A 26,408-nucleotide genomic window follows, 5' to 3' on the forward strand; every position below is an offset into this window, starting at 1 on the left:
CTTTCGGCGGGCTTTTTCGTTTACCGCGCCAGCCACCCCGCCGCCGCGCACAGGCCCACCACCAGCCAGGGCGGCAGCTTCCAGGCGCTTAGCGCCAGCAGGGCCAGCAGCGCGGCGGCGAAGTCGGCCGGCGCGCGCACCGCGCTGGTCCAAACCGGCTGGTAGAGCGCGGCCAGCAGCAGACCGACCACCGCGGCGTTGACCCCGGCCAGGGCCGATTGCGCGGACGGCGCGGCGCGCAGCCGGTGCCAGAACGGCAGGGCGCCGGCCAAGAGCAGAAAACCGGGCAGGAAGATGGCCGCCAGCGCCAGCGCGCCGCTTTGCCAGCTGCCGTCGCCGGCCGCGCCCAGAAAGGCGGCGAAGGCGAACAGCGGGCCGGGCAGCGCCTGCGCCGCGCCATAGCCGGCCAGGAAGGCATCCCTGGGCACCCAGCCGCTGGCGACGGACGCGTTTTCCAGCAGCGGCAGCACCACATGGCCGCCGCCGAACACCAGCGCGCCGCTGCGGTAGAAGGCGTCGAACAGCGCCAGCCGGTAGCCAGGGCAGGCCGCGGCCAGCAGCGGCAGGCCGGCGAGCAGGGCGACGAACAACGCCAGCCACAGCGCGCCGCGGCGGCGGCTGGGAGCCGAAGCGTCATCTAACATAGGCGCGCCCTGCGCAGGCGGAGACAGCCACAGGCGGCTGGCCGCGCCTGCCAGCGCGATGACGGCCAGCGGCAGCCACGGCGCAGGCATCAACAAGGCCAGGCAGCAGCTTATGCCCATCAGCGTCAGCCGCGGCCTATCCGGGCATAGCTGGCGCGCCATGCTCCATACCGCTTGCGCCACCACGGCCACCGCGGCCAACTTCAATCCGTGCAGGATGCCGGACGGAATGGCCTGGCCGTGATGGGACAGGCCCCGCGCCAGCAGCAGCATCAGCAGCGCCGACGGCAGCGTGAAGCCCAGCCAGGCGGCCAGCGCGCCGGGAAGGCCCCCGCGCGTCATGCCCAGCGCCATGCCCACTTGGCTGCTGGCAGGTCCGGGCAGAAATTGGCACAGCGCCACCAAGTCGGCGTAGTCGCGCTCCGCCAGCCAGCGGCGGCGCGCCACGAATTCTGCGCGGAAATAGCCCAAGTGGGCGACCGGGCCGCCAAACGAACTGAATCCCAGTTTCAGGAAAATCAGCAAAATGCGCCAGAAACCGCGCTCATCGGCGGCAGGGTTTGGGGTCATGGCAGAAAGGCGGTGGGTAGACGCGTTCCACCTTAGCCGAAAATGCCGCCGGCCTGAAGCGCTGCGCTTGCGGCGGGCGTCACCGGCTGGATCTGGAACCGGGCATTCAGAGGTCTATTTTGCGCTATGATATTCTTTTGTCATTTTTGGAGTGGCCGTGCGCACATTATTGCTGGCGATAAGCCTGATCAGTGGGAACGCCTGGGCGCAAGCGCAATCCGCCAGCGCGGCAGTGGCGGAGAGCTTGCCGGCCAGCGAAACGATAGGCATACGTCAACCGGAATCGCTGCCCTATCGCGAGGCGCTGAGCTGGATGGATGCGTTTGACCAGTACCATGCGCTGGCGCCGCAGACCAAGCTGGAATTTCAACTGCGCCCCAGCCAGGGCCATGCCTTGGCTGAGAACCTGCTGTTGAAGATAGTCGGCAACACGAAAGTGGAGACCGTGCCGGTTTCGCGCGAAGGCCGCGTGACGCTGCCACGCCTAGACGAGCTGGCGCAGGACGAGGATGCGGTGGTGCGCGGCAATCAGAAGCAGGGCAGTTACTACTGGCGACCGCTGGTGCGCACGCCGGGGCTGGCCGCCGATACGCAAAGGCTGGGCGATTTGCGTCTGACGTGCCGCGTGTATTGGCCCATGCTCAAGCCGAAATTGTCTTGGGCAGCGCGCGCCTCCATGAGCGTGATCGGCAATATGTGCACGGTGGCTTCCTTTGCCCTGGTGTTTCCATCCGAGCGCAAGATCGAGTCGATACAGCTGCAGGCAGGCAATCGCCAGGCGTCGCTGGATCAGATCGAGAATGGCGGCTTTGGCTATATCGCGCCCTTGGCCGACGCATCCTGGCCAGACGACACCCTGCTGCGCTTCCGCTACGCGGCTGACTGAGGACGGGGCGCAAAAAAAGCCGGGAACGCATCCCGGCTTTTGCTTAACGAGTCATGGCATCAGGCGCGCTTGCGCTTGCCGAAGAAGACAAACAGCGCCAGGCCGATGATGATCATGGGCAGGCTCAGCCATTGGCCCATGCTGATCACGTCGGACTTGCCGAAGATGCCGGCGTCCGGGTTGCGGAAGTATTCGCTGACGAAGCGCGCGACGCCGTAGCCGATCAGGAACAGGGCCGATACCTGGCCAGTGGCGCGTTTCTTGGCGCTGTAAAGCCACAGCACGCTGAACAGGGCGATGCCTTCCAGCATGAACTCATACAGCTGCGAGGGGTGGCGCAGCAGGCCGCCGTACTGCATCAGCATGTTCATCAGGTCCGACGATTGCTGCGCCTCGGCGATGTCCTGCATCCGCGCCTGCGGGAACAGCATGGCCCAGGGCAGGCTGGGGCTGGCCACGCGTCCCCACAGCTCGCCGTTGATGAAGTTGCCGATGCGCCCGGCGGCCAGGCCCAGCGGCACCAGCGGCGCGATGAAGTCGGTCAGCTGCCAGAAGCCGCGGCCGATCTTGCGGCCGTACAGCGCCACCGCGATCAGCACGCCGAGGAAGCCGCCGTGGAAGGACATGCCGCCCTTCCACACCATGAAGATTTCCAGCGGATGGCTGAAATAGAAGCCGGGCTCGTAAAACAGCACCTCGCCCAGGCGGCCGCCCACCACCACGCCGACCGCGCCATACATCAGCATGTCGTCCAGCTGCGGCACGGTGAGCACGTTGTCGCCTTTGTTCAGGCGGTATTTGCCCAGGGTCAGAAACAGGGCGAAGCCCAGCAGGTACATCAGGCCGTACCAGTGCACGGCGACCGGGCCCAGGTGGATGGCCACCGGATCGAACTGTGGATGAATCAGCATTTGTCAGTGATGTGCGTTTGCGGTAAAAGAAATGTTGACGAGATTATACGGAAAGCGTTCCCCGCCGTCGCGCCGCTCACCCGCGGCGTTGCGGCATTTTGCTTGGCCCACCCGGCACCCGCGGGCCAATCGCCGCCAGCTTACCCTGCTGACGTGACGGAATGACGACCGGTTTTGAACAGATAAAGGAAGCTCCATGCCTCAATACCGCTCCCGCACCTCTACCGCCGGCCGCAATATGGCGGGTGCCCGCGCGCTGTGGCGCGCCACCGGGATGACCGACGCCGACTTCGGCAAGCCCATCATCGCCATCGCCAATTCCTTCACCCAGTTCGTGCCCGGCCACGTGCACCTGCAGAACATGGGCCAGCTGGTGGCGAGGGAGATCGAAAAAGCCGGCGGCGTGGCCAAGGAATTCAACACCATCGCCATCGACGACGGCATCGCCATGGGCCACGGCGGCATGTTGTACAGCCTGCCCAGCCGCGACCTGATCGCCGACAGCGTGGAATACATGGTCAACGCCCACTGCGCCGACGCGCTGGTGTGCATCTCCAACTGCGACAAGATCACCCCGGGCATGCTGATGGCGGCGATGCGGCTCAACATCCCGGTGGTGTTCGTCTCCGGCGGGCCGATGGAGGCCGGCAAGGTGCAGTGGGGCAACGAGGTGCGCAAGCTGGACCTGGTGGACGCCATGGTGGAAGCCGCCAACAGCGCGGTGTCCGACGCCGACGTCGACCGCGTCGAGCGTTCCGCCTGTCCCACCTGCGGCTCCTGCTCCGGCATGTTCACGGCCAACTCGATGAATTGCCTGACCGAGGCGCTGGGTCTCAGCTTGCCCGGCAACGGCAGCCTGGTGGCCACCCACGCGGACCGGAAAGAATTGTTCCTCAAGGCCGGCCGCCTGATCGTGGAACTGGCCAAGCGCCATTACGAGGGCGAGGACTTCTCCATCCTGCCGCGCGGCATCGCCACCAAACAGGCTTTCGAGAACGCGATGAGCCTGGACGTGGCCATGGGCGGCTCCACCAATACCGTGCTGCACCTCTTGGCCGCCGCCAGCGAGGCCGGGGTGGACTTCAAGATGGCCGACATCGACCGCATCAGCCGCGGCGTGCCGTGTCTGTCCAAGGTGGCGCCGGCGACGCAGAAATACCATATGGAAGACGTGCACCGCGCCGGCGGCGTGATCGGCATCCTGGCCGAGCTGGACCGCGCCGGCCTGATCCACCGCGACGTGGCCACCGTGCATAGCCCGACGCTGGGTTCGGCGCTGGAGCAGTGGGACGTGATGCGCCACGGCGAAGGCAGCGAGCCGCATCGCCTGTACCGCGCGGCGCCGGGCGGCGTGGCCACCACCATCGCCTTCAGCCAGAGCATGCGCTATCCGACGCTGGACGACGACCGCGCCGATGGCTGCATCCGCGATAAGGCCCATGCCTACTCGCAGGACGGCGGCCTCGCGGTGCTGTACGGCAATATCGCCGAGCGCGGCTGCATCGTGAAGACCGCCGGCGTCGACGAGTCCATCCTCAAATTCACCGGCCGCGCCCGCATCTTCGAAAGCCAGGACGCGGCGGTGGAGAGCATCCTGGCCGACCAGATCGTCGCCGGCGACATCGTCATCATCCGCTACGAAGGCCCCAAGGGCGGCCCGGGCATGCAGGAGATGCTGTACCCGACGTCCTATCTGAAGTCCAAGGGCTTGGGCAAGGCCTGCGCCTTGCTGACCGATGGCCGCTTTTCCGGCGGCACCTCCGGCCTGTCCATCGGCCACGCGTCGCCGGAAGCGGCCGAGGGCGGCGCGATAGGTTTGGCGGTAGAGGGCGACACGGTGGAGATCGACATCCCCAACCGCCGCATCCATCTGGCGGTGTCCGACGAGGAGCTGGCCCGCCGCCGCGCGGCGATGGAGGCGAAAGGCCGCGACGCCTGGAAGCCGGTCGGCCGCGTACGCGTGGTCAGCCCGGCCCTGCGCGCCTATGCGGCGATGACCACCAGCGCCGACACCGGCGCGGTACGCGACGTGTCGCAGGTGGAGCGCCAATAAAACCGTGGGGCGCGCCGACCCGCAGCGGCGGCGCGCCATGCATGATGGGATGGAAAAGGGGAGGCCATGCGCCTCCCCATTTTGTTTCAGGCGGGCCTGAGAATTTCGCCGCGGCAGACGCGGTGGAATTTTCGGGCCGGGCTGATTCAGACGGTGGTCAAAGTCACCACCGCGGCAGCGACGATGCCAATGCCGGCCCAGCCTATGGGCTTCAGTTTTTGCTGGTACAACACGCGTCCGCCTATCGCGGTGCCCAGAATGCCGATAGAGCCCCACAGCGCGTAGGCAATCGCCAGATCTATGCCTTTCACGGCCTGGCCCAAAATCGCAAACGCCAGCCACAACAGCAGAATGGCGCCGGCGCCCCACAATTTGCGGCGGAAGCCGTCGGATTTTTCCAGCATCATATTGGCGCAGACATCAATCAGCGCGGAGGCGGCGACCAAGCCCAGATACATCAATTTCATGCCGCGGCCTCCCCTTCGTGCTGCTCGCCCAAGGTGACGCAGGCCAGCCCGATCAAGGCCAGCGCCAGGCCAAGCAGTTCTTGCGGCACCAGCCTTTCGCCAAACAACCAGACGCTGGCCATGGTCAGTCCCATCAGGCCCAGGCCTTCCCATACCGCATAGGCCACGCCGACCGAGATGGCGCGCAAGGATCGAGACAGCAGGAAGTAGGACAAGGCCAGCGCGCCGGCCATGCCGACATAGGCCAGATAGCTGTCTTCGCGGGCAGCCGACGCCATGAGCAGCGTGCCGGCAATTTCGCATGCAATGGCCGCCAGCAGGATCAGCCAGGCGGCGCACAAGGGAGTGAATATTTTTTTATGCATAGTGTTAAATAAAATAAACGAGACAGGAATGGGACCCGGAGCATGTAGACGGAGTTCCATCTTGAGATGGTTAGTCCTTTTGCATATCGCCTGATTTGGGCGAATTTCGGATTCAATCGATGGCGTTTGCGCCGCTAGGCGACGTGGCGGTTATTCTGGCGCCTGCAAGGCGCTTTCTCCGCCATCCAGCGCGAACGCGAAGGTTCTCAAGCGGCGAGCGCGGCGGAAGGCCGCTCCGCCGCCGCGGCATGCGGCAGATGGACGGCTTGGTATGGGGTCGACTTGCCATGGCCGTCGGGGCCAATGGCTATGCTGAGCGCGGCCGGCCGTAGGCGAGGCCGGAGAACGGAGCGGTAAGCGCTGAGACAGCGTGGTGTTATGGGTATGATGAAGGCTTGATCGACGATGCCGATGAGGCTTGGGTCATCGGCCGGCGGTGGTTATGCAATTATATTGTTAGGTCTTGATAATTGTCATAATTTGGGAAGGCAAAGGTGGTAGGATGGCGCCATCCCTGTAGGACAATCGGCGCGCCCGGCTCTCCATGCTAGGTTTCTCCGCGCCCATGTCGGGCCTCCTCTTGTGTTCAGTTCTCTCGCAACCGAACAATTTCCTCGCTCATTGTTTCGTTTTATTTCGAAAGCGAAATATCTGTTAAATCCATTTGGAATTTGCTTTTTTTCTTGAAATGATAATTGCATTGCGCTGCCGGATTTTTCCCCGCCGTGGCGCCGCATGATCATGCCAGCCGCCAAGCGTGCGGCGAAGTGGCTTTGGCGCGCGGATTGTGACGGCGACGCCTGTATTTCAATGTTTTTTAATGATTATTTTGATGAGGCAGTAGCGGATGGGCAAAAAAAATGCGCGGTGCCTTACGGCCCGCGCCAAGTCTACAAAGGAGAAATAGAGGAGAAACTATCAAGAAGCAATTGCTGCATCTCAACGAGAACGGATTATCCGGATTGCGCTACCGAGTGTCAATATGTGCGTTTTCGAAAATGTCGAGAAATATAACTTTTTGTCGCGCTTCAGTACGTCGCCGTTTACGCAGCCTTTTGGAATCAGGGTTTAGCTTTTTGGCATAAAGTGCGTCGGGGCGAGCGCGTGCGTGGCGGCTGTGCCACAATACGTTTTTTTCGCATGCAGCAGGATGTCAGCCCATGGACGCCGTCCACTCTCTTCTTCCCGATCCGCGTCAATATCACCCTCAGGTTTCCTTGACCAACCGTTTGATTCACCATGCCCAGTCCGTGTTGGACGCGCCGAACGCCGAAGACCGCGAAATGTGGCGGCAGGCGCTGGTGGGGGCGATGGATGAGATGCTGCAGCGCGGCGAGGTTTTGTCCATCTCGGTGGCGCTGGCCATGGTGCCGACGCAGGCGTGCTACCAGGTTGTGTGGGACGCTTTGCGCCAAACGGTGGAAGAAACGGGCGGCGCGCGCGCGCTGGTGTTCGCCCTGCCGCTGGTCTTGGTGGCGGGCAGCCGCGAGCAAGCCCAGCTTCCCGGCGGCGTCGAAGATGTTGCCGGCTTGAATGATTTGCTGCGTCGCCATGGCGTGTTCGCCGAAGGAGGCGATGTCGCCTTGAGCGGCGTCTTGCTGCATCCCGACAGCCTGGTCGGCCTGGACGCCTTGACCTTATATAAGCTGTCCCGCCAGGGCGAAGCCGCCCGCGAAGGCTTGCCGAGCGAAGCGGCGCCGATCACGGTGAAGGAAGAGGGCGTGTTCCTGCGCTATCTGATAGGCGTGGCGATTCAGCGCGAAAGCGAAGCCTGCCCGGTCAAACTGGGCGGTTCGGTCGGCGCCTGGGGCATGCCGCTGATGAAGTTTCTGGGAGAGCAATTGAAGACCGACGGCGTGACGCTATTCCCCATCGCGCGTCCGCCGCTGCCGGCGATGCAGGCGCTGGTGGCCGGCAACTACGCGCGCTTCGAAGTGGCGCTGCAGGTGTTCGCCAGCAGCCAGATCCGCCGCCTGCGCGAGCTGGACAAGGAGCCGGTGGCCATTCTGTCCGCCCACGACAACGGCGAGCTGCATTTCACCCTGTCCGCCCACGGCGACGAGCGCAACTGGGAAGGTTTTGTCTGGCCGCTGGCTTCGCTCGACAACGTCAAGCTGATAGAAGAAAACTTCCGCGAACTGATGGCGGAGTGCCGCGTGCGCGAGGTGCATATCCTGTCTGAACTGCAGCCGGAAAGCCGCGACGGCATTCCGCTGTTCTTCACCGCCGACGATCTGTAAGTTTCCGCCCCGCCTGGTTTGCCGCCCCGCCTAGCGCGGGGCTTGTCGTTTCAGCCTGTCGCGCGGGCCCATGGCGAGCCGGCCAGGCGTTGCGCCAAGTCGTCGATCAAGGCTTGCACCCGCGCCGGCCGGCCGCGGCCCGGCGGCGTCAGGATATAGAGGGCGATGGGATCGACCTGCCATTCCGGCATCGCCGTTTCCAGCAGGCCGTCTTGCAAGTCCTGCCAAGCCAGGAATTCCGGCTGCAGAGCCAGCCCCAGTCCCGCGCGCAAGGCCGGGACCAGCGCGTCGGCGTTGTTGACGCGCAGCGGCGCGTTCATTTCCAGCGAGAACTCGCCTTCGACTGGGTGGCGAAAGCGCCAGAAGCGGCCGCCTTGCGAATGGCTGTATTGCAAGGCGCGGTGATCGCCGAGTTCCGCCGGATGGGCAGGCTTGCCGTAGCGGGCGAAATAGGAGGGCGCGCCCACCAGCAGGATGCGCACCGCGCACAGACGGCGCGCCAGCAGGCTGGAGTCGGCCGGGGAGGCGATGCGCAGCGCCAGATCCATCCTGTCCGCCACCAGGTCCACTTGCTCGTCGCCGAAGTGCAGGTCCAGTTCCACCTCGGGGTGACGCGCCATGAAATCCGGCAGCAGCGGCGCCAGGTGGGACAGGCCGAAGGACATGGGAGCCGCCATGCGCACCCTGCCGCGCAAGGCCCCGGACTGCTCGGCGATGTCCGCCTCCACCGCCTCGCCTTCCGCCAGGATGCGCGCGGCGCGCTCCAGCGCCGCGTCGCCGGCCTCGGTCAGCGACAGCCGGCGCGAGGTGCGGTGCAGCAGCACGGTCTTCATCCTGTCTTCCAGGCGCGATACCGCCTTGGACACCGTGGCCTGGGATAGGCCCAGCTCGTCGGCGGCGCGGGCGAAGGCGCCGCATTCGGCCACCTTGGCGAAAATGGCCCAGGCTTCCAGATCGGGCAGTCGTTTCATGCGGGCTCCGTCGAATGGGGTCTATTCTGCCCATCCTATCAGTTCGCCAGCTTCGCTGCGGCGAGATTATGTTGAAAATGGAAATCATGCTATTCAATTCATTCCATTAACATCATCTGTGGCGACGTTTATAGTGGCGGTATACCACTCAAGAGCAGAAGGAGAACGCCATGATCGAACGCCGTCCCTACGCCAGCCTGGGCGCCGCCCAGCATGGCTGGCTGGATGCCAAGCACCATTTTTCCTTCGCCGATTACCGCGACGCCGAGCGTATGCGCTGGGGGCGGCTGCGGGTGTGGAACGACGACGCCATCGCCGCCGGCACCGGTTTCGATCCGCATCCTCACGCCGATATGGAAATCATCACCTATGTCCGCGAAGGCGCGATCAGCCACGCCGACAGCCTGGGCAACCGCGGCCGCACCGAGGCCGGCGATGTGCAGGTGATGAGCGCCGGCAGCGGCATCGTCCATTCCGAATACAACCTGGAGCCGGTGACGACCCGCATCTTCCAGATCTGGATCTATCCGGACCGCCACGGCGGCGAGCCGTCCTGGGGCAACAAGCCGTTTCCCAAGGCGGATCGCTCCGGCGCTTTCGTCGCGCTGGCCAGCGGCATGGGCGACGAAGATGCCTTGCCCATCCGCGCCGATGCCCGCGTGCTGGGCGCCACGCTGCGGGCGGGCGAGCGCGCGGACTATCGCTTCGGCGAGGGGCGGCGCGGCTACCTGGTGTTGTCCAGCGGCGCGGCGCAGGTGAACGGCATCGCGCTGCAGGCCGGCGACGGCGCGGCCATCGCGGGAGAAGATGTGATTCATGTATCGGCCAGCGAGGATGCGGAGCTGGTTCTGGTCGATACACGAGAGTAAGGCGGGAGGCTGCGCGGGGCTTCAGGTCCAGATGGCGGACATGGCGCCAGATGGCGAAAAGGCCGCAGGGCATTGCCCTGCGGCCTGGCGGATGCCTGCCGAGCCGGAGCTTACAGGGTCAGCACCCCGTTATCGTTCACGATTTCTCCCGGCACTTGCTGGTAGCCGGTGATGTCCAGCGTGGACCATTGCCAGCTGCCATCCATCTTGCGGCATTGGGCGCTCAGGATCACCTTGATGTTGCGGCTGGTTTGCGCGTAAGAGCCGTTCGGGATATAGCCCTTTTGCGGTTCGGCATCCACTTCGACATGCAGCGAGCCGTCCAGGTTGACCAGGCCGCCGTTCAGTTGAGTCAGGTCGAAGCCGGCCGGGATCCATTGGCCATTGCGTTTTTGCGACTCGCAATACAAGTGGACGGAAACGCTGTTAGCGGTCAGCAGATAGCTGCCTTGCGGCACAAAGCGGTTGTTCATAAACCCTCCAAAATGAGCGGACTTTGACTGTTTAACAAGATGCTGCCCGGCGTGGTTGTTTTTCCAGTATCGGGTGCCACTTGAATGTAGTTGATTGGTTTTTTATTGCTCTGATCCAAAGGCGGGTTGCCTGCCTTGCCTGCTTGTGCTTGATCGAGAGCAAGCGCTTGCAAAGACAATTCCACGTCAAGATTTCATCCAGTCCATTTCGTGTAGAATGGCCCCATCGTTAACCCTTTGATGGATGAGTCAAAGATGTTCGCTGCTGACCAGACGATCGCCAAATTCGACCCCGAACTCGCCGCCGCCATTGCCGCGGAATGCCAACGCCAGGAAGATCACATCGAGCTGATCGCCTCGGAAAACTACACCAGCCCGGCCGTCATGGAAGCCCAAGGCTCCCAGCTGACCAACAAGTACGCCGAAGGTTACCCGGGCAAGCGCTTCTACGGCGGTTGTGAGCATGTGGACGTCGTTGAGCAATTGGCCATCGACCGCGTCAAGCAGCTGTTCGGCGCGGAATACGCCAACGTCCAGCCGCACTCCGGCTCCCAGGCCAATCAGGCGGTGTACTTCTCCATCCTGAAGCCGGGCGACACGGTGATGGGCATGAATCTGGGCCACGGCGGCCACCTGACCCACGGCTCCCCGGCCAACCTGTCCGGCAAGATGTTCAACATCGTCGCCTACGGCCTGAACGACAAGGAAGAAATCGACTACGACGACATGGAGCGCGTGGCGATGGAAACCAAGCCCAAGCTGATCATCGGCGGCGCATCCGCCTACGCCTTGCGCTTCGACTTCGAGCGCATGGGTCAGATCGCCAAGAAAGTAGGCGCTTACTTCATGGTGGACATGGCTCACTACGCCGGCCTGGTGGCCGCGGGCCTGTACCCGAACCCGGTGCCGCACGCCGACTTCGTGACCTCCACCACCCACAAGACCCTGCGCGGCCCGCGCGGCGGCATCATCCTGGCCCGCGCGGAGTTCGAGAAGAGCATCAACAGCAATGTGTTCCCGACGCTGCAAGGCGGCCCGCTGGAGCATGTGATCGCCGCCAAGGCCGTCGCCTTCAAGGAAGCGCTGCAGCCGGAATTCAAGGCGTATCAGGAACAAGTGATCAAGAACGCCGCCATCATGGCCAAGACCCTGGCCGAGCGCGGCCTGCGCATCGTGTCCGGCCGCACCGAGAGCCACGTGTTCCTGGTCGACCTGCGCGCCAAGGGCCTGACCGGCAAGCAAGCCGACTCGCTGCTGGGCCGCGCCCACATCACGGTCAACAAGAACGCCATCCCGAACGATCCGGAAACCCCGTTCGTCACCTCCGGCATCCGCATCGGCTCCCCGGCCATCACCACCCGCGGCTTCAAGGAAGCCGAGGCCATCGAAGTGGCGAATCTGGTCGCCGACGTGCTGGACAACCCGAACGACGACGCGTTGATCGCCCGCGTTGCCGAGAAGGCCACCGCGCTGTGCCACCGTTTCCCGGTGTACGCCAAGTAAGCGCCGCGCTATTCGGTTGCAAGCAAGCCGCCCCTTGACGGGCGGCTTTTTTCATGGCTTCGATGTATTGGCTGGCCTTTGCTGATAACATTCGCTTATTGCAACTCTCAGGATTTTTGTCATGAAATGCGCGTTCTGCGGCAACCCGGACACTCAGGTGATCGACTCCCGCGTCAGCGAGGACGGCAGCAGCATCCGCCGGCGGCGGCGCTGCCCGGCCTGCGACAAGCGTTTCACGACCTTTGAAACCGCCGACGTGCGCATGCCGCAGGTGGTGAAGGCGGCCGGACATCGCTCCGAGTTCGACATCGAGAAAGTGCGCACCAGTTTTCTGCGGGCGCTGCACAAGCGGCCGGTGTCCACCACCCTGGTGGACGAGGCGATAGACCGCATCTGCCACAAGCTGCTGCAGCTGGGCGAGCGCGAGGTGAGCAGCCGCCAGATAGGCGAGATGGTGATGAATGAACTGGCGCGGCTGGACAAGGTGGCCTATGTCCGTTTTGCCTCGGTTTACCGCAGTTTTCAGGATATTTCCGAATTTACCGATGCGATCGAGGAAATCCAGAAGTCATCGCATTGACAGTCTTGGCGGTGGTTGATACATATGTTTAATCTATTTGTCATTTTGGATTGAGCCATGACTGCCGCCACTCTCGAAGCTATTGCCCTGCTGCCGCCCGATGTCATCCACGCCGAGCGGCTGTTTGCCTTGATTGACGAAAGCCGCGCCAGCCTGCGCGCCTGGCTGCCCTGGGTGGACGCCACGCAAACCGTGGAAGACAGCCGGCAATTCCTGGCCGGCGTCGCCGAAGGCGCGCGCAACGGCGGCGGCTGCGCTTGCCGGCTGATCGAGCTGGACGGCGAACTGGCCGGCTGCATAGACATCCACGGCATCAGCGCGCTGAATGATTCAGGCCTGCTGGGCTATTGGCTGGCGGACCGTTTCGTCGGCCGCGGCGCGATGAGCGGCGCGGTGGCGCGGATGCTGGACCTTGGCTTTGGCGAGCTGGGATTGAACCGCCTGGTCATTCTGGCGGGCATGGACAATGCGCGCAGCCGCGCGGTGGCGGAGCGCTTGGGCTTTGCCCTCGAAGGCGTGCGGCGCGACGGGCTCCGTCTGCATGGCGACTATCACGATGCTTGCCAGTACAGCATGCTGGCGCGGGAGTGGAGGGCGCGGCGATGAGCGAGGTGAGCATTCGTCCGGCCGTGCCGGAGCGCGACGCCGCGGCGGTCTACGCTCTGATCGACCGCTATCGCGCCACCTTGGCGCAATGGATGGCCGGCATCGTCAAGCCGCAATCGGCGGCTGATACCGAGGCTTTTCTGCGGCTGCAGGCCCAGGGGAACGAAGAAGGCCGCTGCGCGCATAGGCTGATTCTTGTCGATGGCGAAATCGCCGGCAGCTGCTCGCTGCATGGCGTCAGCCAGGCGCATCGCTCCGCTCGCGTCGGCTATTGGCTGGCTGACCATCACGTCGGGCGCGGGGTGATGCGGCGGGCGATGGAGCAATTGCTGGAGCACGCCTTCCACGAAATGGGCTTGCATAGGGTGGAGCTGGGCTGCGCGCCGGAAAACATCCGCAGCTGCAAGGTGGCGGAAAGCCTGGGCTTTCGGCTGGAGGGCGAGCTGCGCGACGCGCAGTGGCTGAACGGGCGCTTCTGGAATATGCGTTGTTACGGCCTGTTGGCCGAGGAATGGAAAAAGCGGGAATGATGGAATACAGCGCCGACGACTATGTGTTCATGCAGCGCGCGCTGCGCCTGGCCGAGGGGGCGACGCGGCGCGCCGCGCCCAATCCCGGCGTGGGCTGCGTGTTGGTGCGCGACGGCGCGGTCATAGGCGAGGGCGCGACCCTGGCCGTCGGCTCCGATCACGCGGAAATCCAGGCGATCAAGGACTGCCTGGCGCGCGGCGACAGTCCGCGCGGCGCCACCGCCTATGTCACCCTGGAACCGTGCAGCCATCACGGCCGCACGCCCCCCTGCGCCGAGCGTTTGATCAAGGAAGGCATAAGCCGCGTGGCGGCGGCCATGGTCGACCCTTATCATGAGGTGGCCGGGCGCGGCATCGCCATGCTGCGGGCGGCGGGCATAGACGCAACCGCCGGCTTGATGGAGGCGGAGGCTCGCCGCGTGCATCGCGGCTTCCTGTCGCGCGTGGAGCGCGGCCGGCCCTGGGTGACGCTGAAGGCCGCCGCCACGCTGGACGGCAAGACCGCGCTGCTCAACGGCGTGAGCAAGTGGATCACCGGGCCGCAGGCGCGGCTGGACGTGCAGCGGCTGCGCGCCGCGCATTGCGCCATCCTCACCGGCAGCGGCACGGTGCTGGCCGATGATCCGCAGCTGACGGTGCGCGACTTCCCCGTGGCGGTGCAACCCTGGCGCGTGGTGCTGGACGGCGATCTGCGCGCCGATCCGGCCAGCCGCGTTTATCAGGGCGGGCGCGCTTTATTGGCCACTTGCGTGGCGGACGAGGCGCGGCTGGAACCGTTCCGCGCGCGCGGAGTGGAGGCGCTGGTGGTTGGGCGTCGAGACGGCAAGGCGGACCTGGCGGACTTGTTGACGCAGCTGGCGGGCCGCGGCGTCAATGAATTGATGATAGAGGCGGGCGCCGGACTGAACGGCGCCCTGCTGCGTGCCGGGCTGGTGGACGAGATCGTGCTGTACTTGGCGCCGTCGCTGGCCGGCGATGCGGCGCGCGGACTGTTCGCCTGGCCTGCGCTGGAAAGTCTGACGGACAAGATCAGGCTGGACATCGCCGACGCGCGCAAGGTGGGGGCGGATCTGCGGCTGAGTCTGCGTCCGCAGCCTGCGGCATAGGGGCGGTTAAGGCTTGCCGCGCGGTGGCGCGCTCGGGCGAATCGCGGCGTGCCGCCTTGCATGCTCTGCCCGCGCGGGACCCCGATGAGTCGGCGCGAAACGCGCCCGATCCTGCGGGGGCGGCATAGCTCAAGCGCGATCCGCTCGCCAAACGTCAACCGCCCCTAGGGGTCATGGTCATCATATCGGCGCGCGCCGCGTTATATGCTGTAGGTGAGGCGCAAGGCAATGAGGAGACAAAGTGGCGGCGTTGACGGAGGCATTGACGGCCTATCTGCATTTGATCGAAAAGCTGGGCGCCGCGCCGGAGGTGGTCTCGGCCAGACGCCAGCTGTTGCAGCGGCTGCTGGACAGCCTGGCGGGCCGGCGCCGCGACGTCGACAGCTACCATGCCGGCGTGGATGCCTTCGTGGCGGCATGCCCAGTCGAGGAAAAGCTGCTGGCCGTGACCTGCGCGCGCGAGTTCTTTTATTTTTGGCTGGATGACATGAAGAAGGTGATGGAGATCACCGCCGGTGCCAGCTTCACCATCCGCAACCTTGCCATGCCCCTGCTGGGCTCGCTGGATGCCTTGCAGCAGCTGATGCGGCGCATGGATTTCAACCATTTCCCGCCTTCGCTCGACCTTTACCTGGGCAAGCTGTTTGAGGACGGCATGGCCGAGGAGGAGATAGACCGCCGCCGGCGCCTGCTGCAAGTCCTTTTGTTCTTGCTGGACCCGCATCCCTGTGACGCCAATAGCTACCGCATGGCCGTAGACGCCCTGTTGCTGCACCTGGCGACGCCGGAAGAAGGGGATGCCCTGCGCCTGCTGGTGCGTGAATACTATCCCTACTGGCAGTCCTTTCCCTTTGCGCACAAGCGGGTGGCACCGGCCAAACTACAGAATGATCAAAACTCATGATTGGCTTGATGGTTTTGTATCTTCTGCTTGATTTTACTTTGCGATCCAGGGAGATGCGGCGCGCTTGACCATCAGCTAATGGCATGTGAGCATGCCGTGAACGCCATGCTACAAGGGAGAGCGCCATGTCTAATCAAAAGGCCTATCAGAGCCTGAGCCAAACCTTTCAACGCCTGCATCGCTTTGGCCATCTTGGCGCCATTGCCAGCTGGGACCAGGCGGCGATGATGCCGCCCAAGGGCAATGAGGCCCGCGCCGCGGCCCAGGCCGAGCTGCAAGTGTTGATGCACCAGCTGATCACCGCGCCGGAGTTGAAAGCGCAGCTGCAAGCGGCAGAGCAGGAAGCGCTGAGCGAGCAGGAACGCGCCAACCTGCGCGAGATGCGCCGCGAATGGGCGCAGGCCAATCTGCTGCCGGCGGAGCTGGTGGAGGCCAAGGCCCTGGCCGCCGCGCGTTGCGAGCATGCCTGGCGCGACCAACGCAAGAACAATGATTGGCAGGGCTTCTTGCCCAATTTCCGCGAAGTGCTGCGGCTGGCGCGCGAGGAAGCCAAGCTGCTGGCGGAGGCGAACGGCGTCAGCCGCTACGACGCGCTGCTGGACAAGTACGAGCCCGGCATGCAAAGCGCCGACATCGCGCGCATCTTCGATGACGTCAAGTCCTGGCTGCCCGGCCTGATCGCACAAGTGCGCGCCAAGCAGGCCGGCGAAATGGTGATCCAGCCGGAGGGTCCGTTCCCGGTGGAGAAGCAGCGCGATCTGGGACTGGAAGTGATGGGGCTGTTGGGCTTCGATTTCGACGCCGGCCGGCTGGACGTCAGCAATCACCCATTCTGCGGCGGCGTGCCGGAGGATGTCCGCATCACCACCCGCTATCGCGAAGACGATTTTGTGCAAAGCCTGATGGGCATCATCCACGAGACCGGCCATGCGCGCTATGAACAGGGGCTGCCGCCCGCCTGGCTGGAGCAGCCGATGGGCCGCGCGCGCTCCATGGGCATCCATGAAAGCCAGAGCCTGTCGTTCGAGATGCAGCTGGGCCGCAGCCGCGGCTTCCTGCAGCTGATCGCGCCGCTGATTCGCCGCCGCTTCGGCGATCAGCCTGCCTTTGCCGCCGACAATCTGGCGCGACTGTATACCCGGGTCCAGCCGGGCTATATCCGCGTCGATGCGGACGAATTATGCTACCCGGCCCACGTGATCCTGCGCTTCGAGATCGAGCGCGCGCTGATCAATGGCGAGATCGAGGCGGAGGACGTGCCGGCGCTGTGGGATGAGAAGATGATGGCCTATCTGGGCATGGATACCCGCGGCAACTACCGCGACGGCTGCCTGCAGGATATTCACTGGACGGATACCTTCGGCTATTTCCCCAGCTACACCTTGGGCGCGATGTACGCGGCGCAGTATTTCGCGGTGCTGCGCCAGCAAGAGCCGGGATTGGACGAGCGCATCGCGGCGGGCGACCTGTCGCCGGTGTTCGATTGGCTGAGCGCCAATATCTGGACCCAGGGCAGCCAGTGGAGCACGGACGAACTGGTGCGCCGCGCCACTGGCGAAGCGCTGAATCCGGCGCATTATCGCGCTCACTTGGAGGCGCGCTACCTGGGCTAAGACCCGCGAAGCCCAGCCCGGATCCTGCTGTGCGTCTCCTTGGCCGTTGGCGTCGGCGCGCCAGGGGCGGGTTCTCTCACAAGCTTGGCTTGGCGACGCGAAGCCAAGCGTGGATGGCCGGTCATGCGCCGGCCATCTGCTGGTGCAGATGGTCGCACCAGTCTTCAAACTCCACCTGATCCAGGCCCAGGTAAGCAAGCACCGCGGAACGGCGCAGCGGCCAGCCGGGATCCTCGTCGCCCGGCAGCGAGGTGCGCCAGGCATGTTGCGCGGCGCGCGTCACCGCCACCATCATCCTGGCATCGTGGTCCAGCAGCGCATCCGGTCCGGTGGCGAGCGCTTGCGGGTCGTATTGCAGCAGAACGGCGCGCGCGAAGTTCTCCGGCATATTCCACACCTTGGCTACCAGATAGCCCACTACCGCATGGTCGGTGCCATGCAGCTGCTGCTGCACCTTCAAGATGCGATCGTCGTCGGCCAGTTCCATCAGCTGCAAGGTGCGGGCGTAGCCGGGCTGGCGCATCAACAGAATGGCGATGCCGCAGGCGTGGAACAGCGCGAAGCTCTGGCACTGGTCCGGCACCTGGGCCAGCCGCTCGCTGAGCAGGCCGGAAACCGTGGTCAGCTGCATCGCCTTGTCCCAGAACACTTCCAGCACCGGAGGCGTTTCCTGCGTCAGCCTGCTGCGCAGCACCAGGCCGCTGGCCAGATTGATCACATTGATCACGCCAAGCAGATTGACGGCCTGGCCGATGGATTGGATTTTGCGGCCCTGGCCCAATACTGGCGAATTGGCGGCCTTGAGCATGGCGATGCTGAGCGCCGGGTCGCTGGAGATCAGCTCGCTGAGCTCTTGCAGCGGGGACGCGCTGTCTTGGCGCAAGGCCTGCAGGCGATCGAGAATTTCCGGTCGGGGCGGGATCACCAGGTTTTGCAGCAACTGCTGGCGCTGCGCGTCGTTCAGTTCGGTTGCCATGGTCGCTTGGTCGGAAGTTGAACGGTATTGTCGCAGTGTAGCAGCCGCTCGCCTCCCCGGCGGGAAGGAAGCCAACTCATTGATAAAAATCTTATTTCAACATGAATTCTTCCAACGCCAGGGCCAGGGCCTCCGGTTTTTCCCATTGAATCATGTGGCCGGCGCCTGCGATGTGAACCTCGCTCAATTGCGCAAAGCAGGCGCGGCGCTCATCCAGCGAGGCCATCACGCCGCTCACGGCCGGATGGTCGAAGGGATGCTCGCCGATGACCCACAATACCGGCGAGCGGATGCGCTGCCAGCAGGCCATGGCTTCTTCCAGCCGGTACAACACTGGATTCACCATTTTGTGGCGCGGATCCGCCCGGTAAACCAGCCCCTGTTCCGTGGGGCGGGTCAGCGCTAGCGCCAGCCATCGCGCGCGTTCCTCGCTCAGCAGGGGATTGCGTGCGCGGAGCTTGTCCGCTACCTGGTCCAGGCTGGGCATGGGTTCGAATGCCATCTCGGCGCGGCTCTCGCGCAACCAGCGGCCATATCGTCCCGGCGCCTCGGCCGGGCGCGTGGCGTTCAAGCCAAATCCCTCCACCAGCGCCAGCCGGGCAATCCGTTCGGGCCGCACGCCGGCGTAAATGCCGGCGATCATCGCCCCCATGCTGTGGCCAAGCAGCCGCACGGGCTGCGCCGGCGACAGCTGCGTCAGCAAGTCGTCCAGATCGGCGAGGTAGTCGGGGAAGTAATAGCTGCCCTCATTCCACTGGCTGTCGCCAAAGCCGCGCCAGTCGGGTGCAACGACATGCCATTCTTGGGCCAGGGCTTCTACCATGAATTGAAAGGTGGCCGAACTATCCATCCAGCCGTGAAGCAGCACTAACAGGGGGGCGCCTTCGCTTCCCCAGTGGCGTAAATGGAGTCTGCGCCGGTTGACGGTGCGGAAGTCGCTGCGATGTGGGAGACGCGGTGGCATGGCGGAGCATCGGGAGGAGGTGGTAAGCGTTTCAGTGTACCGGTCACGGCTAGGTTGGGACAGGGGCGGATGGCATGTTGGTGCTTATTAAACAAAATATTTAAAATAAAACAAGAAGAATAATTTTTATATCAAATTTGACTATTTTTTACTCAGTAAGTGTGGTGTTTTGGTGGAGGGGATGGCGCGTTAATAAAAAATAACTTGAAAAAACCGGCCGTAATTTATATTGTTGTATTGCAAATGAGGTGAATTTAGCCCCTAACAAGATTTTAAAGTGAAATTTAAAGCGTGGATGGTGCCTCCGTCGGCGCAGGGAGAAAAACATGAAACGTGCATTCCTGAAGAGCGTGTTTTCGCAAGCGGCCCTTGGCATGATTCTGTGTCTGGGCGTGGCGGGTTCGGCGCTGGCGGCGGATGGCGTGGTGTATTTCTCGGGCAGCATTCTGGCGCCGACTTGCTCCTCCCAGGCGGAAGGCGTGTCGGGTTCGGTTGCTCTGCAACTCAGCTGTGAGGATACGGCTACGGTGAAGCGCACGGTCAGCGCGGCGGTTCCTGCGAAGTCTCTGAATCGCTATGTCGCGGCGGTGTCGATGCAGGCCGTCGGCCAGCAGCAATCCATCATGACTTTGGAGTACCGCTAGGCATGCATGCCGCATGGTGTGAATGCGGCACCAAGCAGGCTTTCAAACTAGCGAGGTAACGCTCGCTTCCCTTATTCAGTAGAAACGCCGCCGGTCAGGGCTGACCGGCGGCGTTTTTGTTTGTGCTGATCACACAAGCGACTCATGAGAATAGAGTGTCCCTTCTTTGCGTAAAATTCAATTTGGATAATTTTGATTTGAGATTGGTCACTTTCATAAGACTGGATGTAAGCTATCGATTTTATTTGTAAGAAAAACAATCAAGTGATGTAAATAAACAACTATTTTCAAGTTTTCGTTTTTAGAGATTAAATTGTAAGTTTCTTCATTTATTTCAATGGCTTGTGTGCATTTTTTCTCAACCCATCGTTATGTGAGCAGCTTTTTGGCGCGGATTGATCATTGCTGAAAATGTTTCCTGGATAGTACAATTTTTATGAATCAAGCTTAAATTGAATGGTTAATAATAGAGCTATCCCGTTTGGGCTAGATTCGTAAAGATTGAAATGACGCGCGGCTTTCCTGGGGTTTGGGTGCCGCGGCATGAGAGAACGCCGCCCGAGGGCGGCATCCTATCCCGGCGGATGGCATGTCCGCATTTTTGTTAAATGGAGCGAATGAAATGAAGAAGCTGGTTCTGGCGATGTGTGTCGGTTTGGGCATGTCTGGCGCGGTCTACGCGGCTGATGGCGTGGTTCAGATCACGGGACAGATCAACGGCAATACCTGCCAAGTGAATGGCACGGCCAACGGTACCCTGGCGACCGTGAACGTCACCCTGCCCACCGTTTCCAAGAGCGCGCTGGCCGTTAAGGGTGCTACCGCAGGCACCACGCCTTTCGTGCTGAATCTGAGCCAGTGTACCGGCACCACTGCCAAGACCCTGTTCGAGCTTGGCTCCACCGTGGATCAAAGCACGGGCAATCTGGTGAACCAGGCCAATGGCGGTGCTGCCAACGTGCAAGTGGGCTTGCTGAATAGCAGCTTCCAGCCGATCAACATCACCAACAACAGCGCTTCGCAATCGGTTTCCATCACCAATAATGCGGCCACGCTGAATTACTACGCCCAATACGTGGCGACTGGCGCCGCCAGCGCCGGCGCGGTTAACACCAGCGTGATGTTCTCGATGCAGTACAACTGATTTCGAGGATAATTCCGGACGGCGGCGTCAAGCCGCTGCTCGGGGCAGGCCGGCCGGCGCGATGCCGGCCGCTTATGCCGATTATGTTGGCCCGTCAGGCGCTTGGCGCCCAGGACGGATGTGAGACGGATAAGAAATGAGAATGATGAAACGGTGCTTGGCCGGCTTGGCCATGCTGAGCTGCGTGGCGTTTCAGCCCGCGCAAGCCAATGTGGTGATCACCGGCACGCGGGTGGTGTATAGCAGCGACGCGCGCGAGGTCACCATCAAGCTGAGCAACCCGGGGCCGGAACCGGCGCTGGTTCAGGCCTGGACGGATCGCGGTAATCCGAAGTCCACCCCCGATACCGCCGATGCGCCTTTTGTCATCATGCCGCCAATTTTCCGAGTCGATGCCGGCAAGTCGCAGACCTTGCGCATGACTTTTACCCAGGACGCCCTGCCGCAGGATCGCGAGTCCCTGTTTTGGCTGAATGTGCTGGACGTGCCGCCGCTGCCGCAGAAGACGGACGAAGCGCACAATTACTTGCAGATCGCATTTCGTTCGCGACTGAAGATTTTCTATCGCCCGGTAGGCTTGCCCGGCACGCCGGACGAGGCGGCGGGCAAGATCGAATGGCAGCTGGTCAAGAATGCCTCCGGCAAAGGCTATGCGCTGCGGGGACACAATGGCAGCGGCTACCATGTTTCATTTAATCAAACTGCGCTGTTGTGGCATGGCCGCGAGTACAAGAGCGATGGCGGCATGATCAACCCGCAAGCCAGCGCCGACTTCGAGCTGAAGGGCCTGGCCAGCCAGCCTGACGGCGCGGTGGTGGTCAAGTTTGAAACCATCAACGACTATGGCGCGCCTGTCGGTCATCAAGTCGAGCTGAAGTTGTAAACCATTGCGCTAGAGAGCCCGTGGGCACGGGAGGCCCCCTCTCACGCTTAATTTAAACTTTTAATTTAAATTATCATGACTAACCTGGTTGATCCGAGACGAAACCGTGCGGGATGCAAGGCCATGAAACCGTTATCAGTCTTGCTGCTGGCGGTTTTCAGCGGACAGGCATGGGCGGCCGATGCCGCCGCGGCGCCGAGCGCGCCGTCCAGCGGTGAAACTCAGTTCAACCCGGCGTTCTTTGGCAAGACAACGGACGGCAAAGCGCTGGATTTGTCCCGCTTCGACAAGGGCAACCAGCCCGTGCCCGGCACCTATCGCGCCGATGTCTATGTCAATCAATCCTGGCTGGGCCGACGCGATGTGACCTTGAGCCAGCAGGGCGCGGACGTTGTGCCTTGCCTGACGCGCGTCATGATGGAGGCGCTGGGCGTCGATTTTTCCAAGCTGCCGTCCTCGGGCGCGGCACAGCCTGTGACGGATGGCGCATGCGCACCGCTGCCGGCAGTGGTGCCGGGAGGCCGGCAGAACTTTGACCTGTCCGAGCTGAAGCTTGAGGTCAGCATCCCCCAGCGGTATCTGCGCGGCCAGGCGCGCGGTTATGTCGATCCGCAATACTGGGATGCCGGCGCGCCGTTGGCGGGCTTTCTTAGTTACAACGCCAACACCTATCGATATGCCAACGCCGGACAAAGCCGCAGTCAGTACTTTGTCAGCGCCAATGCAGGGCTCAACGTGCAAGGGTGGCGGCTGCGCTACAGCGGGGCGTTGAGTCAGCAAGAATTGGGCGGCGGCCAGGGCAGCCTGCGCAGCTACCAGGGCAGCTCCGCCTATGCGCAGCATGATCTGACGGATTGGCGCGCCCAATTGACGATAGGCGATAGCCTGACGCCGTCCGATCTATTCAACAGCGTGTCCTTCCGCGGGGTGCAGATCCAGTCCGACGACCGCATGCAGCCGGAGTCGCTGCAGGGCTATGCGCCGGTGGTGCGCGGCGTGGCGGATACCCAGGCCCGCGTCAGCGTGCGCCAGAACGGCACGCTGATCTACGAGACCACGGTGCCGCCCGGCGAATTCAAGATAGACGACCTGTACAATACCGGTTATGCCGGCGACCTGAACGTTACCGTGACCGAGTCCAACGGTCGGATCAAGCAGTTTGTGGTGCCGTATGCCTCGGTGCCGCAGCTGCTTCGCCCAGACGCCCGCCGCTATAGCCTGCTGGCAGGCCGTTTGCGCAATGACAACCTGAACCGCGTGCCCGATTTCCTGCAGGGCACGTATCAGCGAGGATTGAACAACAGCTTGACCGGCTATGGCGGCGCCATCGTCAGCGAGCGCTACCAGCAGCTGATGCTGGGCATGGCTTTCAATACCCGCATCGGCGCGTTTTCCGTCGATGCGGCGCAATCGAATGCCAGCGGTCTCCCGGCCGGTCTTCACGCCAGCAAGATGAGCGGCCAGAGTTACAGCGTGACGTACAGCAAGTTGCTGCCGTCCACGCTGACCAACTTCACGGTGGCGGCCTACCGCTACTCCACGGACGGCTATCTGGAGCTGTCCGATTTTGCCAATCTGGATAACGGCGCCGTCGTCAACCGCCAGCGCAGCCGTTTCCAGTTGAACGTGGACCAGCCGCTGCCGGGAAATCTGGGCCGGCTGTTCTTGACCGGTTCCGCGCAAAACTACTGGAATCGAGCCAGCAGCGACGTGATCTACCAGGCCGGTTACGCCAAGCGCCTGTCCTGGGGCAGCGTGTCCTTTTCCGCCGGCCGCACGCTCAACTCGCTGGGACTGGCAAGCACACAGTACCTGCTGAGCCTAAGCTTGCCGCTGGGCAAGAGCGCCTCCGCGCCACAACTGTCCGCCAGCTACGCGTCGGACAGCGCGCAGAATCGCAGCGGCCAGCTTTCTCTCAGCGGCACGGCGGGCGAGCAGCATAACTTCAGCTACAACGTTTTTGGCAGCAATCAGCATAATGGCGGCGCTTCCGCCAGCAGCGGCGGCGCATCGGTGCAGTACGCCAATTCGGCGGCCACCTTCAATGCCGCGGCCAGCGGCGGCAATGGCAGCAGCCAACAGTCGCTGGGCATGTCCGGCGCCCTGGTGTTCCACCCGGGAGGCGTCACGCCGGCGCAGACGCTGGGCGACTCCTTCGCCGTGATCGAGGCCAAGGGCGCGGAGGGCGCGGTTGTCGGCAACGCCAGCGGCGTGACGGTGGACGGCAGCGGCTACGCCGTGGTGCCCAGCCTGATGCCGTATCGCGCCAACGAGGTTTCGCTGGATCCCAAGGGCTTGGGCGACAATGTCGAATTGCAGCTCACTTCTTCCGATGTGGTGCCGCGCGCAGGCTCCATTGTCATGTTGAAATTTCCCACCGTGCTGGGACAGGCCATGCTGGTGCGGCTGAAGCTGCCTGACGGCCAGTCGATTCCGGTAGGCTCTGCCGTGCTGGATGCGCAGGGCCATGCCGTTGCCCTGGTGGGGCAGGGCGGCTGGGTTTTCTTGCGCGGCGAGCAAGGCCAGGCGCTGAGGGCGAAGTGGGGCGAGGGCGAGGGGCGCAGTTGCGGTTTCCATTATCAGTTGCCGCCCGTGTCGGCCAAGACTCAACGCAGCGGTTTCGCCCGTGTCGAGGCCCCGTGCGACATCGCGTCGACGCCGCAGGCGGATGCTTCCAGCGGCCGGTGAGCCGTTGACAGACCAGGAAAGAGATTCAGATGCATGCAAGAGTGAAGAATTGGCGTCGCTGCTGCTTGGGCTTGCTGCTGGCGCTGGCCATGCTGCCTGCCTGGGCGGGCTGGAACTGCCAATTGATCAATGGCCGCTATCCGATGACGCCGACCATTGCCCTGAGTGGTAGCTACGCGGTACCGCGCGATATGGCGGTGGGCAGCATCATCGCCACCTTCGAGTGGAATCCATCCAGCAACAGCGTGTTGAATTGCGGTTATAACTCGGCGCCGGTCTCGTGGACATTCAGTCCTGCGCCGCTGGCCCCTGTCGGCAATGGCATTTATCAGACCGGCGTGCCGGGTATTGGCGTGCGCATCTTGCATTTGGACTCGGATGTGTTGCCCTATAACGGCTACCTCAATGGCCGTACGACTTACTATCTGGGCAGCCCGCAGCTGACCTACCAGTTGATCGTCACCGGACCGGTTTCGTCGGGTTATGTCAGCGCGTCGAATTTGCCCGGTGTCCGCATGGTGGCCGATACCGATCTCAATGTGTATAACGCGCTGCCCACCGGTGGCGTCACCATCACGACCCAGGCCTGCTCCACGCCCAATGTGTCGGTTAACCTGGGTCAACGCACCCTGCAGGATTTTATCGGCATCAATCAGCCGATGAAGCCCGCAGCGGTGGGGTTCAATATCGCGGTCAATAATTGCCCTAGCGGCATGAACGCCATCCAGTATCAAGTGGACGCCACCACCCAGGTGCTCAATTACAGCGCCGGCGTGGTGGCGCTGGATGCCTCCTCCAGCGCCGGCGGCGTCGCCATCCAGCTGAAGGATGGCAATGGCTATCCTCTGCAGCTGGGCACGCCATACTCGTTGAATAGCTATCAGCCATGGCGCGGCGGCTCCTACACCATTCCTTTGCAGGCCACCTATTATCAGACCGGCAGCAAGGTGACCGGGGGCAAGGCCAATACCTCGGTGACTTTCACCATGGTTTATCAATAGCTCGCGCCTTGTCCGACAAGCACACAGCCGCCCGGTAACGGGCGGCTGTGTGCTTATCGGCTAGTCCAGGCCGTCTAGTGCTGGTGAATGTCGTTGCGGAAGGTTTCCTTCAGGAACAGCAGGCTGACGATCAGGCTCATGCCGTACACCACGATGGGGTACCACAGGCCGTACAGGATGTCGCCGGTGTAGACCACCAGGGAAAACGCCACAGTCGGCATCAGGCCGCCTATCCAGCCATTGCCCAGGTGGTAGGGCAGGGACATCGAGGTGTAACGGATGCGGGTGGGAAACAGCTCCACCATCATCGCGGCCAACGGGCCGTAAGTCAGCGCGGAGATGATGGACAGCAGCACCAGCACCAGGATCACCATCAGATGATTGATCTTGTCTGGATCAGCCTTTTCCGGATAGCCGGCGGCCTTCAAACCGTCCTGCAGCGCTTGCTTGTCGAAACCTTGCTGCACCACGCCGCCGATGTGAATTTCCGTCACGCCGGCCGGCGCGGCTTGCTGCTTGTACGGCACGCCGTTCTTGGCCAGCAGCGCCTTGGCCTGGTCGCAAGGCGTGTTCAGCTTGGCCTTGCCTATGGGATCGAACTGGAAGTGGCAGCTGGCGGGATCGGCGACCACCACCACTGGGGCGCGCGTCTGGGCGGCGGCCACCTCGGGATTGGCGAAGTCGGTCAGCCAGCGGAAGGCCGGGAAGGTCAGTGCCAGGCCCAGCACCAGACCGGCCAGCAGCACCGGCTTGCGGCCGATGCGATCTGACAGGTGGCCGAAATACAGGAACAGCGGCGTGGTGATCACCAGGGAGG

At 63.0% G+C, this 26,408-nt stretch carries 25 protein-coding genes; 16 read left to right on the forward strand and 9 right to left on the reverse strand.

Annotation, left to right across the window (positions count from 1 at the left end; translation table 11 throughout):
• Positions 1-20 precede the first annotated feature (20 nt).
• On the reverse strand, positions 21-1,214 hold the full coding sequence (gene chrA, locus FYK34_RS01800; RefSeq protein ID WP_149294788.1) for a chromate efflux transporter: 1,194 nt from the start codon (positions 1,212-1,214) through the stop codon (positions 21-23).
• A 157-nt stretch (positions 1,215-1,371) separates the two neighbouring features.
• On the opposite strand from chrA, the gene FYK34_RS01805 reads away from it, so the two are divergent.
• Complete coding sequence (locus tag FYK34_RS01805) at positions 1,372-2,100, forward strand: hypothetical protein (protein ID WP_149294789.1); 729 nt, start codon at positions 1,372-1,374, stop codon at positions 2,098-2,100.
• Between the two features lie 59 nt (positions 2,101-2,159).
• Here the strand turns inward: FYK34_RS01805 and lgt are convergent, their stop codons facing one another.
• Positions 2,160-3,011, reverse strand: coding sequence for a prolipoprotein diacylglyceryl transferase (gene lgt / locus FYK34_RS01810; RefSeq protein ID WP_149294790.1), 852 nt, complete (start codon positions 3,009-3,011; stop codon positions 2,160-2,162).
• A 196-nt stretch (positions 3,012-3,207) separates the two neighbouring features.
• On the opposite strand from lgt, the gene ilvD reads away from it, so the two are divergent.
• Positions 3,208-5,064: a dihydroxy-acid dehydratase gene (gene ilvD, locus FYK34_RS01815; protein ID WP_149294791.1), complete on the forward strand. Its 1,857-nt coding sequence runs from the start codon at positions 3,208-3,210 to the stop codon at positions 5,062-5,064.
• 146 nt (positions 5,065-5,210) lie between these two features.
• Here ilvD and FYK34_RS01820 read toward each other — a convergent pair whose 3' ends face one another.
• Together FYK34_RS01820 and FYK34_RS01825 are read right to left on the reverse strand one after the other, a co-directional pair.
• Positions 5,211-5,531 carry an SMR family transporter gene (locus FYK34_RS01820; RefSeq protein ID WP_149294792.1) on the reverse strand — a complete coding sequence of 107 codons (321 nt, stop codon included), beginning with the start codon at positions 5,529-5,531 and terminating at the stop codon, positions 5,211-5,213.
• On the reverse strand, positions 5,528-5,896 hold the full coding sequence (locus tag FYK34_RS01825) for a DMT family transporter (protein WP_149294793.1): 369 nt from the start codon (positions 5,894-5,896) through the stop codon (positions 5,528-5,530). The genes FYK34_RS01820 and FYK34_RS01825 overlap by 4 nt, the downstream gene beginning before the upstream one ends.
• Positions 5,897-7,056: 1,160 nt before the next feature.
• On the opposite strand from FYK34_RS01825, the gene FYK34_RS01830 reads away from it, so the two are divergent.
• Positions 7,057-8,136, forward strand: coding sequence for a hypothetical protein (locus FYK34_RS01830; protein ID WP_149294794.1), 1,080 nt, complete (start codon positions 7,057-7,059; stop codon positions 8,134-8,136).
• Positions 8,137-8,186: 50 nt separating this feature from the next.
• Here FYK34_RS01830 and FYK34_RS01835 read toward each other — a convergent pair whose 3' ends face one another.
• Positions 8,187-9,107 (reverse strand): LysR family transcriptional regulator, encoded by a 921-nt coding sequence (locus tag FYK34_RS01835; protein ID WP_149294795.1) that lies wholly within the window; start codon positions 9,105-9,107, stop codon positions 8,187-8,189.
• Between the two features lie 170 nt (positions 9,108-9,277).
• Here FYK34_RS01835 and FYK34_RS01840 point away from each other — a divergent pair, with 170 nt between their 5' ends.
• Complete coding sequence (locus FYK34_RS01840) at positions 9,278-9,976, forward strand: pirin family protein (protein ID WP_149294796.1); 699 nt, start codon at positions 9,278-9,280, stop codon at positions 9,974-9,976.
• A 110-nt stretch (positions 9,977-10,086) separates the two neighbouring features.
• On the opposite strand, the gene FYK34_RS01845 is transcribed toward FYK34_RS01840, so the two are convergent.
• Positions 10,087-10,449: a cyanovirin gene (locus FYK34_RS01845; RefSeq protein ID WP_149294797.1), complete on the reverse strand. Its 363-nt coding sequence runs from the start codon at positions 10,447-10,449 to the stop codon at positions 10,087-10,089.
• Positions 10,446-10,634 carry a hypothetical protein gene (locus FYK34_RS01850; protein ID WP_149294798.1) on the reverse strand — a complete coding sequence of 63 codons (189 nt, stop codon included), beginning with the start codon at positions 10,632-10,634 and terminating at the stop codon, positions 10,446-10,448. The genes FYK34_RS01845 and FYK34_RS01850 overlap by 4 nt, the downstream gene beginning before the upstream one ends.
• A 70-nt stretch (positions 10,635-10,704) precedes the next feature.
• On the opposite strand from FYK34_RS01850, the gene glyA reads away from it, so the two are divergent.
• The 7 genes from glyA to FYK34_RS01885 all read left to right on the forward strand — a co-directional run bounded on the left by glyA (position 10,705) and on the right by FYK34_RS01885 (position 17,291).
• Positions 10,705-11,952, forward strand: coding sequence for a serine hydroxymethyltransferase (glyA, locus tag FYK34_RS01855; protein WP_149294799.1), 1,248 nt, complete (start codon positions 10,705-10,707; stop codon positions 11,950-11,952).
• Positions 11,953-12,073: 121 nt separating this feature from the next.
• Positions 12,074-12,532: a transcriptional regulator NrdR gene (gene nrdR / locus FYK34_RS01860; protein ID WP_149294800.1), complete on the forward strand. Its 459-nt coding sequence runs from the start codon at positions 12,074-12,076 to the stop codon at positions 12,530-12,532.
• Positions 12,533-12,589: 57 nt separating this feature from the next.
• On the forward strand, positions 12,590-13,138 hold the full coding sequence (locus FYK34_RS01865; protein ID WP_149294801.1) for a GNAT family N-acetyltransferase: 549 nt from the start codon (positions 12,590-12,592) through the stop codon (positions 13,136-13,138).
• Entirely contained in the window at positions 13,135-13,668 is a 534-nt protein-coding gene (locus FYK34_RS01870) for a GNAT family N-acetyltransferase (RefSeq protein ID WP_149294802.1), read from the forward strand. The genes FYK34_RS01865 and FYK34_RS01870 overlap by 4 nt, the downstream gene beginning before the upstream one ends.
• Positions 13,665-14,774 (forward strand): bifunctional diaminohydroxyphosphoribosylaminopyrimidine deaminase/5-amino-6-(5-phosphoribosylamino)uracil reductase RibD, encoded by a 1,110-nt coding sequence (gene ribD, locus FYK34_RS01875; RefSeq protein ID WP_331252018.1) that lies wholly within the window; start codon positions 13,665-13,667, stop codon positions 14,772-14,774. Before FYK34_RS01870 ends, ribD begins: the two co-directional genes overlap by 4 nt.
• Positions 14,775-15,015: 241 nt before the next feature.
• A complete protein-coding gene (locus tag FYK34_RS01880; RefSeq protein WP_149294803.1) occupies positions 15,016-15,678 on the forward strand; it encodes a hypothetical protein in 663 nt (220 codons plus the stop codon).
• Between the two features lie 125 nt (positions 15,679-15,803).
• Positions 15,804-17,291 carry a carboxypeptidase M32 gene (locus tag FYK34_RS01885; protein ID WP_149294804.1) on the forward strand — a complete coding sequence of 496 codons (1,488 nt, stop codon included), beginning with the start codon at positions 15,804-15,806 and terminating at the stop codon, positions 17,289-17,291.
• A gap of 121 nt (positions 17,292-17,412) precedes the next feature.
• Here FYK34_RS01885 and FYK34_RS01890 read toward each other — a convergent pair whose 3' ends face one another.
• Positions 17,413-18,267, reverse strand: coding sequence for an HDOD domain-containing protein (locus FYK34_RS01890; protein ID WP_149294805.1), 855 nt, complete (start codon positions 18,265-18,267; stop codon positions 17,413-17,415).
• Positions 18,268-18,358: 91 nt separating this feature from the next.
• The gene (locus FYK34_RS01895) at positions 18,359-19,231 is read right to left on the reverse strand and encodes an alpha/beta fold hydrolase (RefSeq protein ID WP_149294806.1); all 873 of its coding nucleotides are present in this window, start codon (positions 19,229-19,231) and stop codon (positions 18,359-18,361) included.
• Positions 19,232-19,557: 326 nt separating this feature from the next.
• Here FYK34_RS01895 and FYK34_RS01900 point away from each other — a divergent pair, with 326 nt between their 5' ends.
• From FYK34_RS01900 to FYK34_RS01920, 5 genes are all read left to right on the forward strand, one after another.
• The gene (locus FYK34_RS01900; protein WP_149294807.1) at positions 19,558-19,875 is read left to right on the forward strand and encodes a type 1 fimbrial protein; all 318 of its coding nucleotides are present in this window, start codon (positions 19,558-19,560) and stop codon (positions 19,873-19,875) included.
• Positions 19,876-20,497: 622 nt separating this feature from the next.
• The gene (locus FYK34_RS01905) at positions 20,498-21,019 is read left to right on the forward strand and encodes a fimbrial protein (protein WP_149294808.1); all 522 of its coding nucleotides are present in this window, start codon (positions 20,498-20,500) and stop codon (positions 21,017-21,019) included.
• Positions 21,020-21,161: 142 nt separating this feature from the next.
• Entirely contained in the window at positions 21,162-21,902 is a 741-nt protein-coding gene (locus FYK34_RS01910; RefSeq protein WP_231137347.1) for a fimbrial biogenesis chaperone, read from the forward strand.
• Between the two features lie 123 nt (positions 21,903-22,025).
• Positions 22,026-24,590 carry a fimbria/pilus outer membrane usher protein gene (locus FYK34_RS01915; RefSeq protein WP_168209619.1) on the forward strand — a complete coding sequence of 855 codons (2,565 nt, stop codon included), beginning with the start codon at positions 22,026-22,028 and terminating at the stop codon, positions 24,588-24,590.
• A gap of 29 nt (positions 24,591-24,619) precedes the next feature.
• Positions 24,620-25,591, forward strand: a complete 972-nt coding sequence (locus tag FYK34_RS01920) for a fimbrial protein (RefSeq protein ID WP_149294811.1) — start codon at positions 24,620-24,622, stop codon at positions 25,589-25,591.
• Positions 25,592-26,408: the final 817 nt, after the last annotated feature.

Origin of the sequence: Chromobacterium paludis, from assembly GCF_008275125.1 — a bacterium.
Taxonomy (GTDB): Bacteria; Pseudomonadota; Gammaproteobacteria; order Burkholderiales; family Chromobacteriaceae; genus Chromobacterium; species Chromobacterium paludis.

Excerpts from the sequence above, each read along its gene's own strand:
- chrA (WP_149294788.1), bottom strand. The coding sequence starts at position 1,214 with ATGACCCCAAACCCTGCCGCCGATGAGCGCGGTTTCTGGCGCATTTTG.
- FYK34_RS01865 (WP_149294801.1), top strand. The coding sequence starts at position 12,590 with ATGACTGCCGCCACTCTCGAAGCTATTGCCCTGCTGCCGCCCGATGTC.
- FYK34_RS01900 (WP_149294807.1), top strand. The coding sequence starts at position 19,558 with ATGAAACGTGCATTCCTGAAGAGCGTGTTTTCGCAAGCGGCCCTTGGC.
- FYK34_RS01895 (WP_149294806.1), bottom strand. The coding sequence starts at position 19,231 with ATGCCACCGCGTCTCCCACATCGCAGCGACTTCCGCACCGTCAACCGG.
- FYK34_RS01830 (WP_149294794.1), top strand. The coding sequence starts at position 7,057 with ATGGACGCCGTCCACTCTCTTCTTCCCGATCCGCGTCAATATCACCCT.
- FYK34_RS01905 (WP_149294808.1), top strand. The coding sequence starts at position 20,498 with ATGAAGAAGCTGGTTCTGGCGATGTGTGTCGGTTTGGGCATGTCTGGC.
- ribD (WP_331252018.1), top strand. The coding sequence starts at position 13,665 with ATGATGGAATACAGCGCCGACGACTATGTGTTCATGCAGCGCGCGCTG.
- FYK34_RS01835 (WP_149294795.1), bottom strand. The coding sequence starts at position 9,107 with ATGAAACGACTGCCCGATCTGGAAGCCTGGGCCATTTTCGCCAAGGTG.
- FYK34_RS01890 (WP_149294805.1), bottom strand. The coding sequence starts at position 18,267 with ATGGCAACCGAACTGAACGACGCGCAGCGCCAGCAGTTGCTGCAAAAC.
- FYK34_RS01840 (WP_149294796.1), top strand. The coding sequence starts at position 9,278 with ATGATCGAACGCCGTCCCTACGCCAGCCTGGGCGCCGCCCAGCATGGC.
- FYK34_RS01845 (WP_149294797.1), bottom strand. The coding sequence starts at position 10,449 with ATGAACAACCGCTTTGTGCCGCAAGGCAGCTATCTGCTGACCGCTAAC.
- FYK34_RS01825 (WP_149294793.1), bottom strand. The coding sequence starts at position 5,896 with ATGCATAAAAAAATATTCACTCCCTTGTGCGCCGCCTGGCTGATCCTG.
- FYK34_RS01885 (WP_149294804.1), top strand. The coding sequence starts at position 15,804 with ATGTCTAATCAAAAGGCCTATCAGAGCCTGAGCCAAACCTTTCAACGC.
- FYK34_RS01820 (WP_149294792.1), bottom strand. The coding sequence starts at position 5,531 with ATGAAATTGATGTATCTGGGCTTGGTCGCCGCCTCCGCGCTGATTGAT.
- nrdR (WP_149294800.1), top strand. The coding sequence starts at position 12,074 with ATGAAATGCGCGTTCTGCGGCAACCCGGACACTCAGGTGATCGACTCC.
- FYK34_RS01915 (WP_168209619.1), top strand. The coding sequence starts at position 22,026 with ATGAAACCGTTATCAGTCTTGCTGCTGGCGGTTTTCAGCGGACAGGCA.
- ilvD (WP_149294791.1), top strand. The coding sequence starts at position 3,208 with ATGCCTCAATACCGCTCCCGCACCTCTACCGCCGGCCGCAATATGGCG.
- glyA (WP_149294799.1), top strand. The coding sequence starts at position 10,705 with ATGTTCGCTGCTGACCAGACGATCGCCAAATTCGACCCCGAACTCGCC.
- FYK34_RS01910 (WP_231137347.1), top strand. The coding sequence starts at position 21,162 with ATGATGAAACGGTGCTTGGCCGGCTTGGCCATGCTGAGCTGCGTGGCG.
- lgt (WP_149294790.1), bottom strand. The coding sequence starts at position 3,011 with ATGCTGATTCATCCACAGTTCGATCCGGTGGCCATCCACCTGGGCCCG.
- FYK34_RS01870 (WP_149294802.1), top strand. The coding sequence starts at position 13,135 with ATGAGCGAGGTGAGCATTCGTCCGGCCGTGCCGGAGCGCGACGCCGCG.
- FYK34_RS01920 (WP_149294811.1), top strand. The coding sequence starts at position 24,620 with ATGCATGCAAGAGTGAAGAATTGGCGTCGCTGCTGCTTGGGCTTGCTG.